The 14,976-nt window shown below is 71.0% G+C and carries 13 protein-coding genes; 6 read left to right on the forward strand and 7 right to left on the reverse strand.

All coding sequences use genetic code 11. From position 1 onward, the window contains the following. Window positions 1-33: 33 nt before the first annotated feature. Window positions 34-960, forward strand: coding sequence for an NmrA family NAD(P)-binding protein (locus tag ABZ664_RS20515; protein WP_362511849.1), 927 nt, complete (start codon window positions 34-36; stop codon window positions 958-960). A gap of 122 nt (window positions 961-1,082) precedes the next feature. On the opposite strand, the gene ABZ664_RS20520 is transcribed toward ABZ664_RS20515, so the two are convergent. The 5 genes from ABZ664_RS20520 to ABZ664_RS20540 form a co-directional block, all read right to left on the reverse strand. Beyond that, window positions 1,083-4,445 (reverse strand): chromosome partitioning protein ParA, encoded by a 3,363-nt coding sequence (locus ABZ664_RS20520; RefSeq protein WP_362511852.1) that lies wholly within the window; start codon window positions 4,443-4,445, stop codon window positions 1,083-1,085. A gap of 154 nt (window positions 4,446-4,599) precedes the next feature. Continuing rightward, a complete protein-coding gene (locus ABZ664_RS20525) occupies window positions 4,600-5,940 on the reverse strand; it encodes a hypothetical protein (RefSeq protein WP_362511855.1) in 1,341 nt (446 codons plus the stop codon). Further along, window positions 5,930-7,147: a hypothetical protein gene (locus ABZ664_RS20530; protein ID WP_362511858.1), complete on the reverse strand. Its 1,218-nt coding sequence runs from the start codon at window positions 7,145-7,147 to the stop codon at window positions 5,930-5,932. Before ABZ664_RS20530 ends, ABZ664_RS20525 begins: the two co-directional genes overlap by 11 nt. Before the next feature lie 149 nt (window positions 7,148-7,296). After that, entirely contained in the window at window positions 7,297-8,922 is a 1,626-nt protein-coding gene (locus ABZ664_RS20535; RefSeq protein ID WP_362512318.1) for a SulP family inorganic anion transporter, read from the reverse strand. 68 nt (window positions 8,923-8,990) lie between these two features. After that, complete coding sequence (locus ABZ664_RS20540; RefSeq protein WP_362511861.1) at window positions 8,991-9,332, reverse strand: metalloregulator ArsR/SmtB family transcription factor; 342 nt, start codon at window positions 9,330-9,332, stop codon at window positions 8,991-8,993. A gap of 549 nt (window positions 9,333-9,881) precedes the next feature. Between ABZ664_RS20540 and ABZ664_RS20545 the strand changes: the two genes are divergently transcribed. The 3 genes from ABZ664_RS20545 to ABZ664_RS20555 all read left to right on the forward strand — a co-directional run bounded on the left by ABZ664_RS20545 (window position 9,882) and on the right by ABZ664_RS20555 (window position 12,389). Then, entirely contained in the window at window positions 9,882-10,736 is an 855-nt protein-coding gene (locus tag ABZ664_RS20545) for a helix-turn-helix transcriptional regulator (protein WP_362511864.1), read from the forward strand. Between the two features lie 174 nt (window positions 10,737-10,910). Beyond that, window positions 10,911-11,294, forward strand: coding sequence for a hypothetical protein (locus tag ABZ664_RS20550; protein WP_362511867.1), 384 nt, complete (start codon window positions 10,911-10,913; stop codon window positions 11,292-11,294). Between the two features lie 417 nt (window positions 11,295-11,711). Then, window positions 11,712-12,389: a response regulator transcription factor gene (locus ABZ664_RS20555; protein ID WP_350944124.1), complete on the forward strand. Its 678-nt coding sequence runs from the start codon at window positions 11,712-11,714 to the stop codon at window positions 12,387-12,389. Window positions 12,390-12,396: 7 nt separating this feature from the next. On the opposite strand, the gene ABZ664_RS20560 is transcribed toward ABZ664_RS20555, so the two are convergent. Next, window positions 12,397-13,002: a helix-turn-helix domain-containing protein gene (locus ABZ664_RS20560; RefSeq protein ID WP_362511871.1), complete on the reverse strand. Its 606-nt coding sequence runs from the start codon at window positions 13,000-13,002 to the stop codon at window positions 12,397-12,399. Here ABZ664_RS20560 and ABZ664_RS20565 point away from each other — a divergent pair. Together ABZ664_RS20565 and ABZ664_RS20570 are read left to right on the forward strand one after the other, a co-directional pair. Further along, window positions 12,977-13,609, forward strand: a complete 633-nt coding sequence (locus ABZ664_RS20565) for a hypothetical protein (protein ID WP_362511874.1) — start codon at window positions 12,977-12,979, stop codon at window positions 13,607-13,609. The two genes, ABZ664_RS20560 and ABZ664_RS20565, sit on opposite strands and share 26 nt — an antisense overlap. Window positions 13,610-13,651: 42 nt before the next feature. Beyond that, window positions 13,652-13,834, forward strand: a complete 183-nt coding sequence (locus ABZ664_RS20570; RefSeq protein ID WP_362511877.1) for a hypothetical protein — start codon at window positions 13,652-13,654, stop codon at window positions 13,832-13,834. Between the two features lie 165 nt (window positions 13,835-13,999). Here the strand turns inward: ABZ664_RS20570 and ABZ664_RS20575 are convergent, their stop codons facing one another. Next, entirely contained in the window at window positions 14,000-14,920 is a 921-nt protein-coding gene (locus ABZ664_RS20575; protein ID WP_362511880.1) for an endonuclease/exonuclease/phosphatase family protein, read from the reverse strand. Between the last annotated feature and the right edge of the window lie 56 nt (window positions 14,921-14,976).

The following is a 14,976-nucleotide window of genomic DNA, read 5'->3' on the forward strand; positions in this document are numbered from 1 at the left end:
CGTTTAGTGAACGCACACCCGAGGAGAGGCTTCATGCCCACCAATCCCGCACCCGTCCTGGTCACCGGCGCCACCGGACGGCAGGGGGGCGCCACCGCCCGCGCCCTGCTCGCGAACGGCGTCCCCGTCCGGGCTCTGGTCCGCGACCCCACGACCGACCGGGCACGGGCGGTCGAAGCGCTCGGCGCCGAACTGGTCACCGGCGACCTCGACGACCGAGACTCCGTGGTCAGAGCCGCGCGAGGAGCCCGAGCCGTCTTCTCGATGCAGATGCCCGCGCTGAAGGGAGACGCCTTCGACTTCGAAGGCGAGCTGACCCAGGCCGTCAACCTGGTCGAAGGGGCGCTGGCCGCGGACGTGCCGCAGTTCGTGCACACCTCCGTCACCGGCGCGGGGCAGCACGTCGAGACCCCCGGCTGGGCCGAGGGCCGCTGGGCGGCGCTTGAGCCCGGCCTCGCCGCCAAGTCCGGCGCACAGGACCGGGTGCGTGAGGCGGGCTTCACGCACTGGACGATCATCAAACCGGGCTTCTTCATGGAGAACTTCCTCCCGTCCCTGGCGTACCTGTTCCCGCGCGGCATCGAGGGCGGCCTCGCGACCGTGCTGAAGCCCGGCACCCGGCTCTCCCTTGTCACGACCGCCGACGTCGGCACGGCCGCCGCCGCGGCCATCGCCGAGCCGGAACGCTTCCACGAGGTCGAGCTGGAACTGGCCGGCGAATGTCTGACGATGGCAGACATCGCCGAGGTCCTCTCCCGCACCCTGGGCACCGAGGTGACCGCGCCCGACATGACCATGGAGGAGGCGGTCGCCGCAGGAATGCCGTGGGCGGGCGTCGCCTCCCACGAGTTCCTCAACGCGGCCGGTCAGCTCGCACGTCCGGAGTACGCGCGGGCCTTCGGCATCCCGCTCACGACCTTCGAGAAATGGGCGTACGAACACATGCAGTTCGCGGCCTGACACCGTCTGACGCCGCCCGGAGACGGCCGCTCTGACCGTCCCCGCTCGGAGGCCCTGGTCTCCGGCGGGTGGTCCCCGGTCGCGGCGCGCGTCCGCGCCGCGACCGCGGGACGCTCACCGGCTCACCGGCTCACCGCGGAGGCCAGGGCACGCACCCGTTCGGCGTGCAGGTCGTGGCCGATGACGACCGGCGGCTCGTTGTACGGCATGGCGTCGGAGGAGCGGCGCAGCTTGACGTACTGCCCGCAGGCGTCGACGGCGTACGGCTCCATGTCGTCCTGCAGCGCGCCGATCACCGTGATCCCGTACGTCTCGCCGATCCTGCGGAACAGCGCCACCGCCTCCCTGCGATGCTCCTTGCCGAGGTTGCGACCCAGCTCGTCGAGGACCAGGCACAGGTGCCCGCCCCCCGAGGACGCGATCGCCGCCGCGCAGACCAGCTTCACCGCCTTCTCGTCCATCAGCGCGGTGTTGGCCCGCCGGTTGTACGGCACAAAGCCCTGCCCCTCGCCCCTGCGCCACTTGGGCGTCACCCGCCACGCCCAGCGCTGCTCGGGGTCGGCGGGCGCGGGCGGGACGGGAAACTCCAGCGTCGCGCCGTAACCACCGTAGGAGGTGTCGAGTTTGTCGAACTCCTCGGCCACCCGGGTCAGCCGCGCCTTGATCGCGGCGGTCAGCGCGGCCCGGTGCACGGCGGTGGACTGGGCGGCCTCCTCGGCACCCCTGGCAGCGGCCGTCAGGTCGCGCTGCCGGGTGACGATCTGCGTCTCGATCTGGCGGCGCCGATGCCGCTCGTACTCCTCCTGACCACGCAGGTAGGAGGCGAGTGTGGAGCACACGCCGGGGAACGTCGCCTGCTCGCGGGCGGTGCGCCCGGCACCGGGCGCGGTCCGTTCGCCGACCAGGAAGCGCAGCTCCTCGGGCATCTCCTCGTCCTCGCCCGGGAAGGTGGGGAAGGTGTCGCGCAGCGCCTCGTCCAGGTGGCGTTCGGCGGCCCGCCACCACTCCTCGGACGTGAGCGGACGCTCCTGCTCCTCCAAGGCACCCAGCCACTCGCGGGCTCCGTCGAGGGTGCCACCCCAGTCGCCGGCCAGCGCGTCCAGCCCGAGCGCGTCGCGGTCGGCGGCGATCCTCGCCGCCTGTGCCGCGGCCTGGTCGCGGTCGGACTCGTACCTGGCCCTGCGCCCCTCCAGACGCTCGATCTCCATGCTTCTCGTACGGGCGCGGAAGTCCAGGGTGCTCGCCCGGCGCTCGGCCTCGTCGACCTTCGGCGCGATCTTGGCCAGCGCCTCGGACAGCTCGGTGAGCGCGCCTCGGCGCTCGGCGAGCCGCCGCTCGATGTCGGCCAGCTGCACGGACGCCTTCGCCCCCTCAAGCCTCCTGCCTGCCTCGGCCACGGCGTCCTCGGCGGCCCGTACCACCGCCGCCGCGCTCTCCTGCGCGTCGCGCGCCCGGTGCAGCCGCTGCTCGGCCGCCTTGATGCGGGCCTCCCTGCCGGTGACGGCCACCTCGAACGATCCCACCACGGTGACGCCCGCCGCGCTGACCAGCACGGACCCCGGCAGCGCGTCCAGCGCCCGCGCCGCCGCCTCCAGGTCGGCCGCGTCGACGACGACCGTGTGCTCGTGCGGCCATCCGCGGGCTCCCAGCGCGGGCGCCGCCCGGCCGTCCCGACCCGGCGCGCTCTCGTCGTCGCGCGCCTGCTCGGCGACGTCGATCGCGTCGAGCAGGCCGGTCGCGCCGACACCCGCCTCGGCGAGCGCGTTGAGCTGGGCCGCCGCCGGGCCGCCCTCGGCGTCGTCCAGCGCGGTCTTCGCCCCCTCGGCCTCCCGGTCGGCCACGCCCAGCGCTTTCAGCGCCTCGTTCAGCCGCGTCCTCGCTGCGGTCAGCTCCGCACCGGCCGTCGTCACGTCGCGCCCGTCGGCCAGGCGGCGCTGCTCCTCAAGACCGGGGATCCAGCCGCGCAGCTCGTCGACCGAGTTCTCCGCCACCGCCCGGTCGGCGTCCAGCTTCGCCGCGCGCGCCTGCAGTGCGCTCAGCTCCCTGCGGGCCTCGGCCAGCCCGCGCTCCAGCGTGTCGTCCTTGAGCGTGGCGATCTCGGCCCTCACCTCGCCGATCGCCTCGGTGGCACGCGCGCCCGCCGCGTGGACCCGGTCCAGCTCGGCCGCGAGCGCCTCGTCCCGCTGCCCGGCGTCGGTGAGCCTGCGCGCCAGCCGCCCCCGCCAGCAGCGCAGCGCGTCGGCCAGCCGGACGCGGGCACGGTCACGCCTGTCGAAGGTCTCCAGGAGCGTATGGGACTCGGCCTCGAACTCCCGCAGCAGCTCCACGGCCCGCGTCGCCCGCACCCGCCTGGCGTGCTCGTCGCGGCGGGCCTCCCGCTCCTGGTCGAGCTCGGCGTCCAGGCCGGTCAGCGCGGCGATCGCCTCGAAGACCCGCTCGGGGGAGATCTCGTTGAGCGGCTGGGAGAGCAGGTTGGTGGCGACCTTGCTGCGTACCGAGGTCGACAGGAACGACACGCACCTGACGCGGTCGCCGTACAGGAACCTGGTCAGGTCACGCGCCACCACGTCGCGGCGCCCCGCCGAGCGGGGCAGCGCCGCCCACAGTGCGTCGGCCCGCGTCACCCGCTCCGCCTCCGAGGCCGCCACCGCCAGGTGCACCCCCTGGATCCAGCGGATCTCCAGGTGCGGGGCCTCCTGGTTGACCCGCAGCCACACGGTCACCGCGTCGTCCAGGGAGGCGTCGTCGGGGGAGCCGGCGTTCGGGTGCCCGATGCCCGGGGAGCCGCCGTTCACGAGAGCGGTGTCGTCCACGGGGTCGGCGCTCTCGGCAACGGTGTGGCCGGAGCCGGTACGGACGGAACCGGTCTGCGGGGAGCCGTCGCGTCCGATGTGCACGGAGACGGAGTCGGCCGGTGCGAAAACGCCGACGATGTAGCCGTGGTCGGCGCTGGCCCACGTGCGGCCGCCCCCGCCCGCCGCCAGCTCGGCGTTGAACAGCAGCTCGGAGACCGCCTTCGCGCCCGAGGCGAAACGCCACTGCTCGTCCCCGAGCAGCGCGGTGATCATCGCGATGAACGACGACTTGCCCGCGCCGTTGGAGTCCTTCGGCCCCGCGCCCGCGACCACGATCAGCGTGCCGGGAACGGTCGGCACCGGATGGGTCGAGAGCCGCGAGATGTTGACCGGCTGCACGGCGATCAGCACCCGGTCGCCCACCACGTTCTCGCTCGGGGCGGTGGCGCGAGTCGGCTCCACGGGGACCAAGGTCGCCTGCGTCCCCCCGCCCGCGTCCCGGGAACCTCCGATCTCCCCGCCCCGAGTGCCCTGCGTCCGGACCTTCCTGACGCGAGCGGCTCCGGTGACCTCGCCCTGGGAGGTTGCAGCCTGGGCGTTTTCGGCCCCGGCCGTGTCGGCGCGGGTTTCCGCGCCCCCGGCTCGGCTTTCGCGCGAGCTCTTCGCGGCCTGGTTCCGCTGCTCGGTCAACCCCGTCGTTCCTTTCTTCCATCCGGCTTCCGGCACCCGGAGCGCCGGATCTCCGGCACCCCGTCCCGGCTTCGGCTCGTCATGAGGGAGGGCCTCCTCGCGCCCGCCAGGCGGTCGGGCCGGCGGGACCCCGGCACCCCGTCATCGGGTCCGCTCACCGCCGGTTGGCCCGTACGGCCGCCGCCAGCGGGGTGTGCGGTCCCGCCGCGAGGATCAGCTCCTCCTGCAGGTGACGCCTGGCCTGCGGGGTGAGCCGGTGGAACTGCGGCCCCGGCACGTAACCCCCCGCCTCCTCGCCCGCCTTCACCTGGGTCACCAGACCCGCGTGGCGCAGGGTGCGCAGCGCGGCGTCCAGCTCGCCGATCGGCAACCTGGTGTGCCGCCGAAGCTCGTCGACCTGGGCGGGGAACGGCGAGAGCCAGCTGTCGGCGGGTAGCAGGCCGTCGGCCCGAGGGATCGCCACCGAGTGGATCAGCACGAGGACCAGAACCGCCCGCTCGGACTCACCCAGAGCCGAGCCCGCTCCCGTTCCCGAGCCTGTTCTCGCTTCTGCTCCCGCTCCCGGGAACGGGCCCGCGAGCGTCTCGGGCGCGTAACCCGAGATCCACGCGTCGCGGTCGTGGATCAGGACCCGGCCGCGACGCTCCAGCATCTCGGCGAGCGTACGGCGCAGCACCGGGTCGCGCAGCGCGGGAAAACGGGCCTCGTGCACCGGTTCGGCCGCGTGCTCCACCGCCATGAACGCCGCCACTACCTCGGCCCTGCGCCGCTCGTCGAACGGACCGAGCAGATCCTCGTCGACCTCCTCGGGGATCGTGACAGCGGCTCCCGTTTCCGCGTCGTCGAGAGCCTCCGCGACGACAGGGAGCACCTCCGGACCGCCGGGAACCTCCTCACCCGTGGGCAGGCGGCGCATCAGCTCCCGCAACTGGGCGTGAGACGTCGCGGGCCAGGAGGCGCACCGGGGGCCGAGCCGTACCAGCCCGTCGGCGACCTCCAGCCAGGCCGAGTCGTGCAGGCGGCGCAGCGCGCCGACCGCCCAGTTACGCATGAGGTCGTCGCCGCGCCCGATCAGTGCCCGGTATGCCGACAGCACGTCGTCCACCCTGGCCGGGGTGCCCGGCCAGGGGTCGGAGGCGAGATCGGTCCAGCAGCATCGCAGGGCCGCGGCCAGCACCCGCCGGGTCTCCCCGGATCGTTCCACCGCGACCGGCGCGACCTGGTATTCCTCCAGGAGCGACGGAGTCGCCCCGTCGGGCCAGACCGGCAGCGCGAGCCCTGTGCCGTCGTCGCGCCCCAGCCGCGCCATCCCGGCGGGAGCCGCCTCGCCTGCCGCGAGCGTGAGAGGTCCGCCCGTCCTGGCACGGACATGCGCCATCCGGGACGGCTCGACGTCGGCCGGTCTCGCCGCCCGCTCGTGCGCCGCCCCCGTGGCGACCACCCGGTCGTGCGCGGGAGACGTCGGGGGCGACGTGTGTCGCGGGTCAGCCGGCACCGCCGGTCCTTTCGAGATGGCCGTGGGAGAGCCAGGCGGGCTCACCGCCGGGGTCGGCGGTGAGGCCGTCGGACCAGCGCAGGCGGTACGGGGAGTCGGGACGCAGGTCGGCCGAGACGAGGTCTGCGAGCAGCCTGCGAGCGGAGACCCACTCGCCGTCGGCGGTGAGCAACTCCTCCAGACGGGCGGTGGGGCGCCCGGCGAGCGCGGCCTCGGCCACCGCGGTCAGGTGGTCGAGGCCGTCGACGCCGGGGTCGTGGGCGTCGGCGGTGCCGGGGTCGGGCAGGGCCGAACGCGGGGGAGTGGGCTGGGCGGGTGCCGGGCGAGGGCTCTCGTCCACGGCTCTGACGATCGCCGCCGGGTCGTGCCAGGGGGCGGGGGCGTCGAAGACGAAGCCGTCGAGCACGGAGGCCAGACGCTCCTTGCTCGCGGTCTGCGCGAAGGTGCGCCAGGTCTCCGCGGGAAGCAGCGTCAGGTTTCTCGTCGTGCCCGCCGAGTCGGCCAGGCGCCCGGCGGCGCGGCGCGAGGCGTCACTGTAGGAGTAGATCGCGGCGCGCAGTTCGGTGCAGGTGCGGTCGAGGTCGGGCCAGCGGGTGAGGATGGTGCCGTGCAGGCTCTGCGCCCGCCTGGCGATCTCCTCGGTGCCCCACAGCTTGGGCGCCTGCTCGCGCAGCTCCTCGATGGTGCCGCCGGTCAGCGTGATCAGCTCCAGCGCCCACAGCCGGAAGGCGCGCGACAGGTTCTGCGCGCTGGCGCGAGCCTCCTCCATCGTCGTGCGGGGGTCGGCCACGTTGAGGTCTTCGAGAGCGAGCAGGCGGTGCATCTCCGACTGGCCGCCGTCGTCCATCATCCGGCGGATGAACATCAGCCCCACCACGCTGGTGAACGACGCGCGGTAGCGGAGCTGGTTGGGTTTGGGGAACACCTCCCGGATCGCACCGAGGCCGCGCAGGACCCTGAGCCGGTTCTCGAACCGGTCGAGCGGGTAGGCCCGGCAGACGTGGCGCATCTGCTCGTGGGTCAGCCACTCCTCGCCCGCCTCGGCGAACGCCGCGAACAGCGTCTCGGCGATGTCGACCAGCGCGGGGTCGTCCACCACCGCGCCGCTGTCGCGGGCGAGCGCCGCGAACATGCGGCGGTAGGTCGAGAGCACGGCCTCCTCGGTGAGGGCCGAGTCGAGCGTGATCTCGTGGTTCGTCTCTGGCACGCGCCCTACCGTAAGGCTTGTGCCCGACAATCCTGACCCGGACCGCCGAGAAGTGCTCCACGGAGAGACGCGGCCGAACACGGGCCGTCCCGGTCCGGTGTCGGTGGCCCGCTCTGGCCTTCCGCTGCCGTGACCACCCAGGTCCGAGGTCAGGGAGTGGCGGTCGCGGGTAGGACCCCGGCCTGCCGGAGCCGGTCACGAGCGGCCTCGATGGCTTCGGGGGTGGTGGCGAAGACGCGGCCGGCCTGGTCGAGGTGGGCGATGACGCCGAGAGCGTGCAGGGGCTGGTGGTGCCCCTGGCGGATACCGGAGACGTAGACGGTGATGCCACGGCGTTGGAGCCGTTCTATGGCGTCGCCGAGGACCAGGGCGCCACTGGCGTCGATGGTGGTGACGCGGGACATGCGCAGGATCACGACGGAGACGGTGGCGACCTCGGAAAGCTCCAGCAGGAAACGGTGGGCCGCGGCGAAGAACAGCGGACCGTCCAGGCGGTAGGCGACGATGTGCTCGGAGAGCAGGGCGTGTTCCTGCTCGCTGTGATCGCCGGGCGACTCGGGATGAATCGGCGTCATGTCCAGGCGGACGTCGCGCGCGATGGAGCGCAACGCCAGCGCACCGGCCACGATCAGGCCGAGAATGACGGCTTGGACCAGGTCAAGCGCCAAGGTGGCGATCGCGGTCAGCACCAGGACGACGGCGTCGCGGCGGGTAGAGCGGATCATGGCTTTGACCGAGCCGACCTCCACCATCCGCACCGAGGTGGCCAGCAGCACGCCGGCCAGCGCGGCGAGCGGGATCCGGGAGACCAGGTCGGCGGCGAGGAGCACGATCACGGTCAGGATGCCCGCGTGGGCCAGCGCGGCCAGCCGTGACTGGGCGCCGGAGCGGACATTGACCGCGGTACGGGCGATGGCGCCGGTGGCCGGGACGCCGCCGAACAGCGGGACGACGAGGTTGGCCAGACCCTGGCCGAAAAGTTCCCGGTCGGGGTCGTGCCTGTGGTTGACGCTCATGCCGTCGGCCACGGCGGCCGACAGCAGCGACTCCAGCGCGGCCAGGGCCGCGACCGCGACCGCCGGAGCGAGCAGCGAGCTCAGCGCGCCCATGTCCATGAAGGCCAGCGAGGGAGTGGGCAACCCGGCGGGCAGTTCTCCGATGCGCGCCACCGGCGGATCGACCACCTGCGTGAACAGGGTGGCGGCGGCCACGGCGACGAGGGAGAAGGGTACGGCGGGCCGCCATCGCGCCCCCAACAGCATCACCGCGGCCACCGCCAGGGCGATGGCCGGGGCCCACCACAGCGGCCGGACGAGGAAATCCCGCGCGGCCTGCCAGGCCACGGCGAGGACCTTGTCCCCCTCCGGGATCGGCACGCCCAAGGCGGACGGAACCTGCTGCAGGCCGATCACACAGGCGATGCCAATGGTGAAGCCCTCCACCACGGGGGCCGGCACCAGTGCCATGTACTTGCCCGCGCGGCTCAACGCCAGCGCGATCAGCATCAGCCCCGCCAGCACACCGACCATCAGCACACCGGAGGCGCCGTGAGCATGCATGATCGGCACCAGCACCACTGTCATCGCCCCGGTCGGACCGGACACCTGCAGGCTCGAACCGCCGAACAGCGCCGCCAGAATCCCGGCGACCACCGCGGTGGCCAGACCCGCCGCGGCGCCCATGCCCGAGGAGATGCCGAACCCCAGAGCCAGCGGCAACGCCACGATCGCCACGGTGAGACCGGCCAGCAGGTCACGGCGGGGACGGCGGCCCATCGCGGCCCAATCTCCGCCCTCGGGCAGCACGTCGCGCAGGCGGCCCCAGCCCGAGGAGAGCAAGGGGATCACGGGGTGCCGGTCTCGGTCTTGATCAGTTCGCTCAACAGCTCGCGCTGCCCGGTGAGCAACTGCGTCAACAGTTTGCGCGCCGCGCGAAGCAGCTCCGCCACATCACCGCCGGCCAGAGCGTAGACCACGGTGGAGCCGTCACGGTGCGCGGTGACCATCCCTGAACGACGTAGCACGGCCAGATGCTGCGACAACCCCGTCGGCTCCACCTCGATGGCCGCCAGCAGGTCCCGTACCGGCATCGGCCCTTCCTGGAGCAGCTCCAGCACCCGGATACGGACAGGGTGGCCCAGCAGCCGGAACAGCTCCGCCTTGGCCTCGTACAGCGGAACCGACATCACAGAACGGCCCCGTCCGGCCCGGTCTCGTCCGGCCCGATCGGCACACCGTGTGCACGGGTCATTCGCGGCACATGCTCCCACTTCGCTGCGGCCGGCCTCGGCTCGTCGACGTCATCGCCGCGGCGGGCCGCCTCCGACACCGCGGCCGCCCGGCGTGCTCTCTTCCTGAGCGTGGCGGCGAAGGACCCGTTCACGGCACACTCCTGATCTCGATCTCACCTGATGGCACCATCATGTAACCAATTGCGTAAGTTCGCAATTCATGGAAACGGATACAGGGTACCCCAGGCACGCGGTTACGGTCCCGCCGCCTCACCTGGCTCACCGCCCAGGCCGGTCTGCGCCCGTCACCGGCCCGCCCGGTCGAGGCTCGTTCCGTCGGCGATGTCGCCGGGCGAAACAGGTGGGGCAGGAGGGGGCGGCGAGCCGGGGAGGTGATGGGAGCGTGCCCACGATTCTTCGCAACTATTTGCAACATTTGAGACAGATCGCAACATCCGCCGTACTGTCGGAGCACCAACCCTTCGCGGTGACGAGGTGATGGAGATGGCGACCTCCACAGCACGCATCGACGAGGCCAAAGGCATTCTCGCCGCCAGGCTCAGGGCGCTCCGCGCCGACGCCGGGCTGACGGGGCGAGCGCTGGCGGCGAAGACCGGCCTGGACCACACCAAGATCTCCAAGATCGAGAACGCGGTCCAGATGCCCAACCAGGCGGACATCCGCACCTGGTGTGAGGCCTGCGACGCGGACGAGCAGGTGGTCGACCTCATCGCGGCCGCCCAGAACATCGACGCGATGTACACCGAGTGGCGCCGCCTGGAGGAGAGCGGCCTCGGCCATGTCCAGCGCTCGTTCCAGCCGTTGTACGACAAGACCCACCAGTTCCGCGTCTGGCAGCACTCGGCCGTCCCCGGCCTGCTCCAGACCGGCGACTACGCCCGCGGTCACCTGCGCGCCGTCATCGACTTCCGAGGCATCCCCGACGACATCGACGCCGCGGTCGCGGCGAGGCTGAAACAGCAGGAGGTCATGCGCAACGGGAGCAAGCGGTTCGCGTTCGTCGTCGGGGAACAGGCGCTCCGCATGCCACTGGTCGGCCCCGAGCAGATGGTCGCCCAACTCGACCGGCTGGCGGAGCTGACCTCCGGCACCGCGAACGTGTCCTTCGGCATCGTCCCCGCGACGATCAGGCCGCCCCTTATGCCACCGGAGAACTTCTGGATATACGACGCCAACCGCGTCCGCGTCGACACCGTGCCAGGCCAGATCCAGCACAAGGCGCCGGGCGACGTGGTCGTGTACGAGAAGGCGTTCCAGGCGCTGAGCGGCGCCGCGGTGTACGGGAAAGAGGCCCGCGAACTGCTGCGAACCGCGGCGAGTGCGTTCCGCGAGAGGTGAAGCGCGATGAGGAGCGGAGTCTCGTGAGAAGTGAGGTCTCGCGAGAACGATGCCCTGTGATACACCCTTTTGAGAAGTGAGGTCCCGTGAGAGGCGATCCTTCGCGAGGAGCGGACTCGCAACATCGCGCAACATCGTTGAGGCGGGAGCCTCTGGATCTTTACCCTCGCCAGCGTGACCGTTGATCACAGAACCCCAGAAGACATTGAGTGCCCCTCAGTCGAACTCCGGGCTCGTGAGCTGGCGGCCCTGCTGGCCCGATCCCACAACATTCCGGCGGACGTCCATCGCCTGCCGTCCGGAAAGATCGTCATCTCCGTCTACTACGGCCTGGTCGCCCGCCTGGACGACGCGTGCCGTTTCTGGTGGATCGTCCCCGTCTCCGAGGAACGGGACAGGCCACTGTGGACGAGTGCCGCCACTCCGGCCGCGGCGGCGGTCCGGATCGCCGATCACTACCGGGAACTGCGCACCCGCCCGCTGGCCCACCTGATCCACGGCGGTTACCTGCTGACCGACGTCCTGCTGGAACATCACGAGGCCGCGGCGCCGGTCTGAGCGCGTCCGGTGGGGTGCACCGGTCTGACCGCGTCCATCGGGGGCGTCTCGGTCCGACCGTGTCCGGCACGGCGGTGTTCCGGTAACGGACCGCAGCCGAAAGCCCTTCCCCGGAGTGGGCGTCCGGTGTCCGGCGAACACGAAACCGACCGCTCCGGGGAAGGAGGTGTACCACTTTCCGTCCCTGATCTTCACGGCCGTTTAGGCCGTTTCGTACGGGTAGCGTGTACTTTTTGAGAGCGCACCCGATGACCGCCGACCCCTATTTTCCGCGCGCTGAAGTCTCCTACCTGCGCGAATCACGGTTCAACGCCCAGTGTTTCGTGTTTAACTCGGACTTGCGGTAGTCACCCGACTTCCTTGGGTAGTGTCCCCGGGCCGGGTGAGAGCGCGTGATGCAGCAAGGGGAGACGATTCATGATCAGCGTCCTGATCGCCGAGGACATGCATCTCGTCCGCGGAGCCATGGTCGCCCTGCTCTCCACGGAGAGTGACATCAAAGTCGTCGCCGAAGTCGGTCACGGTGACGAGGTGGTCCGCTCCTGCCTGCTCCACCGCCCGGACATCGCGCTCGTCGACATCGGACTGCCGGGCACCGACGGTCTCACCGCGACGGCGGAGTTGCACCGCAGGCTTCCCGAATGCGGGACGGTGATCCTGACCGGGCTCGCGACCCCGGCCGCGCTGTGCCGGGCACTGGACGCCGGGGCGCGCGGCTTCGTCGTCAAGGACGCCCCGGCGGACCAGCTCGCCGACTGCGTACGCCGCGTGGCCGCCGGTGAGCGGGTCGTCGACCCCGAGCTGGCCGTCGCCGCACTCAACGCGAAGAGAAACCCGCTCACCGCACGCGAACTGGAGGTCCTGCAGGCCGCGGCCGAGGGGGCGCCGGTCGGGGAGATCGCCGACCGTCTCTGCCTGTCCGGCGGGACGGTTCGCAACTACCTGGCACGGATCCTCAACAAGGTCGACGCCCGTACGCGCGTCGAGGCGGTGAGGATCGCCAGGGAGGCGGGCTGGCTGTGGTTCGACGACCTGACCGAACTCGGCCTGCTCCGCTGCCGGGACACGGGAGGTTCGTCCAGCCGGATGAACTAGTGCCGCGTCAGGCCACGTTTGCCTTCTTGACGATCCTGCGTAGCCGCTCGTCGTTGGTGTGGCGGTTGCGCCAGGCGATTCCGCCGACGTCGGTCCACTGCTTGCCCGAGCGCGGTTGCAGGTTGAGCGGCCCGAACTCGTCCACACAGAAGATGACCGAGGGTTCGCCGTCGTCGGGGATGACCTGACCGTCAGCGATCGCGTACAGATGCTCGATGCGGGCCTTCTTGACCGCGTAATCCGGATCGCGAGAGCCCTTCCACGTCTTCATGGCTTGAAATGACACCATTTCCGCACGTAGAAGCTCGCGCAGGCCCTCATGGCTGATGTCCTCGACCACCTCCTCTGCCACCAGGAAGTCGGCCAGCTTGACCAGGCTCCACCGGGAAAACGGCAGGCCGTGCTCGGCAGGCTCGGACTTGGCGATCTTCTTGATCTCCACCCGCTGGGGCAGGGTGAACTTCGGCTGTCGCCCGCCCTTGTATTTGGGATACAACGAGTCGAACCCGTCGGCGTTGAAGTTGTGGATCACATCGCGAACCCGGTCTTTGCTGGTGAAGGCCAGCTCCGCGATCTTCTGGACGGTCATGCCTTGCGCCGACCACAGCACCATCCACGAGGAGGCCGACACCTACGTCGCCCGGATCAAGGACCCCTACGCGGACCAGCGGAAGTTCTCCGAGGCATTCCGTTCCCTCGGCCTCGACGTCGAGCTCAGGGTGATCCCGGTCTCGCCCAGCGCGGCCGGCGAGATCGTGAGCCTGGGTGGCGGCAACGCCCCGGTGAACGTGCCCATCGGAGCCCGCAAGGAGCCGGCGGACTGCGATCTGGCCGACAGCGGCTGCTTCATGGTGGTGACCGTCCCGGCGGCGATCAAGGGTACGCCCGACGTGGTGCACTTCGAGCTGGGCAGGCCGGCCAAGCCGGGGGAGCCCTACGAGAACAGCCGGCAGTCGGCCACCCGTCCCGGAGAGCCGCTGGCCGGCGTCAAGGTGAGCGGCCGGACCGTCGACGATGTGCTGGCCGAGGTCGGCAAGCACGGCCTGAGTGCGGAGTTCCGCCGCGTCGTGGTCCATGAGGGCGGGTACACGGTCGAACCACTGGCCGCGGATCAGGTGGGCGGCGACTGGATCGTGTTCAAGGTCATATCTACGCGTGAGGGCGTGGTCGGCCTGGAGGTCACCGCCGAGCGTCAGACGGGCCTCGAGTACGCGGACTGAGCACCGGAGCCCCGCCGGTCTCAAGGAGGTGCGTCACACGGCGTGCTTCTGGGCGGCCGACGGGGCGCCGGTCAGGTCCGCTCGCGCGAGTTCACCCTCAACGGCACCGACAACGACAGCCACCGCGAGCAGGGCAGCATGATCCGCCGCTACATCGCCTGGCGCAACCGCCACACCAACGACGAGCGGCTACGCAGGATCGTCAAGAGGACAAATGTGGCCTGACGCGGCACTAGGCGCGATCACCGACGACGTGGTCGAGAGACGGAGCGGGTACGGACGTCTGGCGTGCGGACGAGTCGGTCACGAGAGAAACCCGGCACCCGCGTACGTACGGCCGCGCACACGCACGGGTCCTGCCCGTCATGATCCGGCTCCCGGGCTTCGGCCTCAGCGGCCGAGGTGCACCTTGACATAGATGGGCTTGTGGTCGGAGACGGCGGCATCCTGCGCCACATGACACCGGGTCACGCTTCCCTTGGGGGCGAAAAGGTAGTCGAGCTTGCGCTTCACGACGCCGCCGTCCTCGCGCACGTGCTTCTCGGTCCACCGTCCGTCGCGGCGACCGCGCTGGTCGCACTCGGCGTAGGCCGCGTAGACGGGAACCAGGACGCGTCTCTTCGCAGCGGTGCTCTGACCGCTGTCCGGCGGGGCCAGGTTGAGATCCCCGCCGAAGACGGTACGGTAACCGGGCTTGGACACCACCGCCAGCAACTCCTTGACCTGCCTGGTCCGGAAGGGAGCTTCGGGCTTCGCGTCGTCGTAGGACAGGCTGGAGCTGAGGTGGGTGCCGCAGAGGTTGACTCTCCTGGCCGGGACCATGGCGCAGAGCGCCATGCGCTTGGCGTACCACGGCGGGGAGGTCAGCCCGTGCTCCTGGAAGATGGCCGCGTGATCGGCGACCGCGACGGTGACGGATATATCGCCCCGAGAAAGCCCTTGCCGGTCAGGCACGCAGCCCTTCGATGAGCCGTCCCTCAAGGTGAGAATCGACGACCGTACGGTCCAGGCGCGCCCGGTCTGTTGCTCAAGCAGGCTCTCCAGCACCGCCGTCCCACCCGAGCAGAACTCCTGAAGGAAGATCACATCCGGCTTGATCGGCTGGGTGGTCGCGTACCGGCCGACCTGCGCGGCCACCTCCCTCATGCTCCTGCCGTAGAGGGGACAACCGGCATTGGTACCCGCGCAGACGTTCCAGCTCATCACCGAGATGACGGAGGACGGCGCGCGAGCTTCCGCCCGCCCCGCGTGGAGAGGGATCGTCGCGACCACCAGAGCGGTGGCCGTCGCCATCGACTTCCTTGTGATCATGACTGTCCATTGAAGCACTTTTGGACGGATACCTGGGGAATTCCAGCACCCGTACG

Source organism: Streptosporangium sp. NPDC006930 (genome assembly GCF_040635605.1).
Classification (GTDB): domain Bacteria; phylum Actinomycetota; class Actinomycetes; order Streptosporangiales; family Streptosporangiaceae; genus Streptosporangium.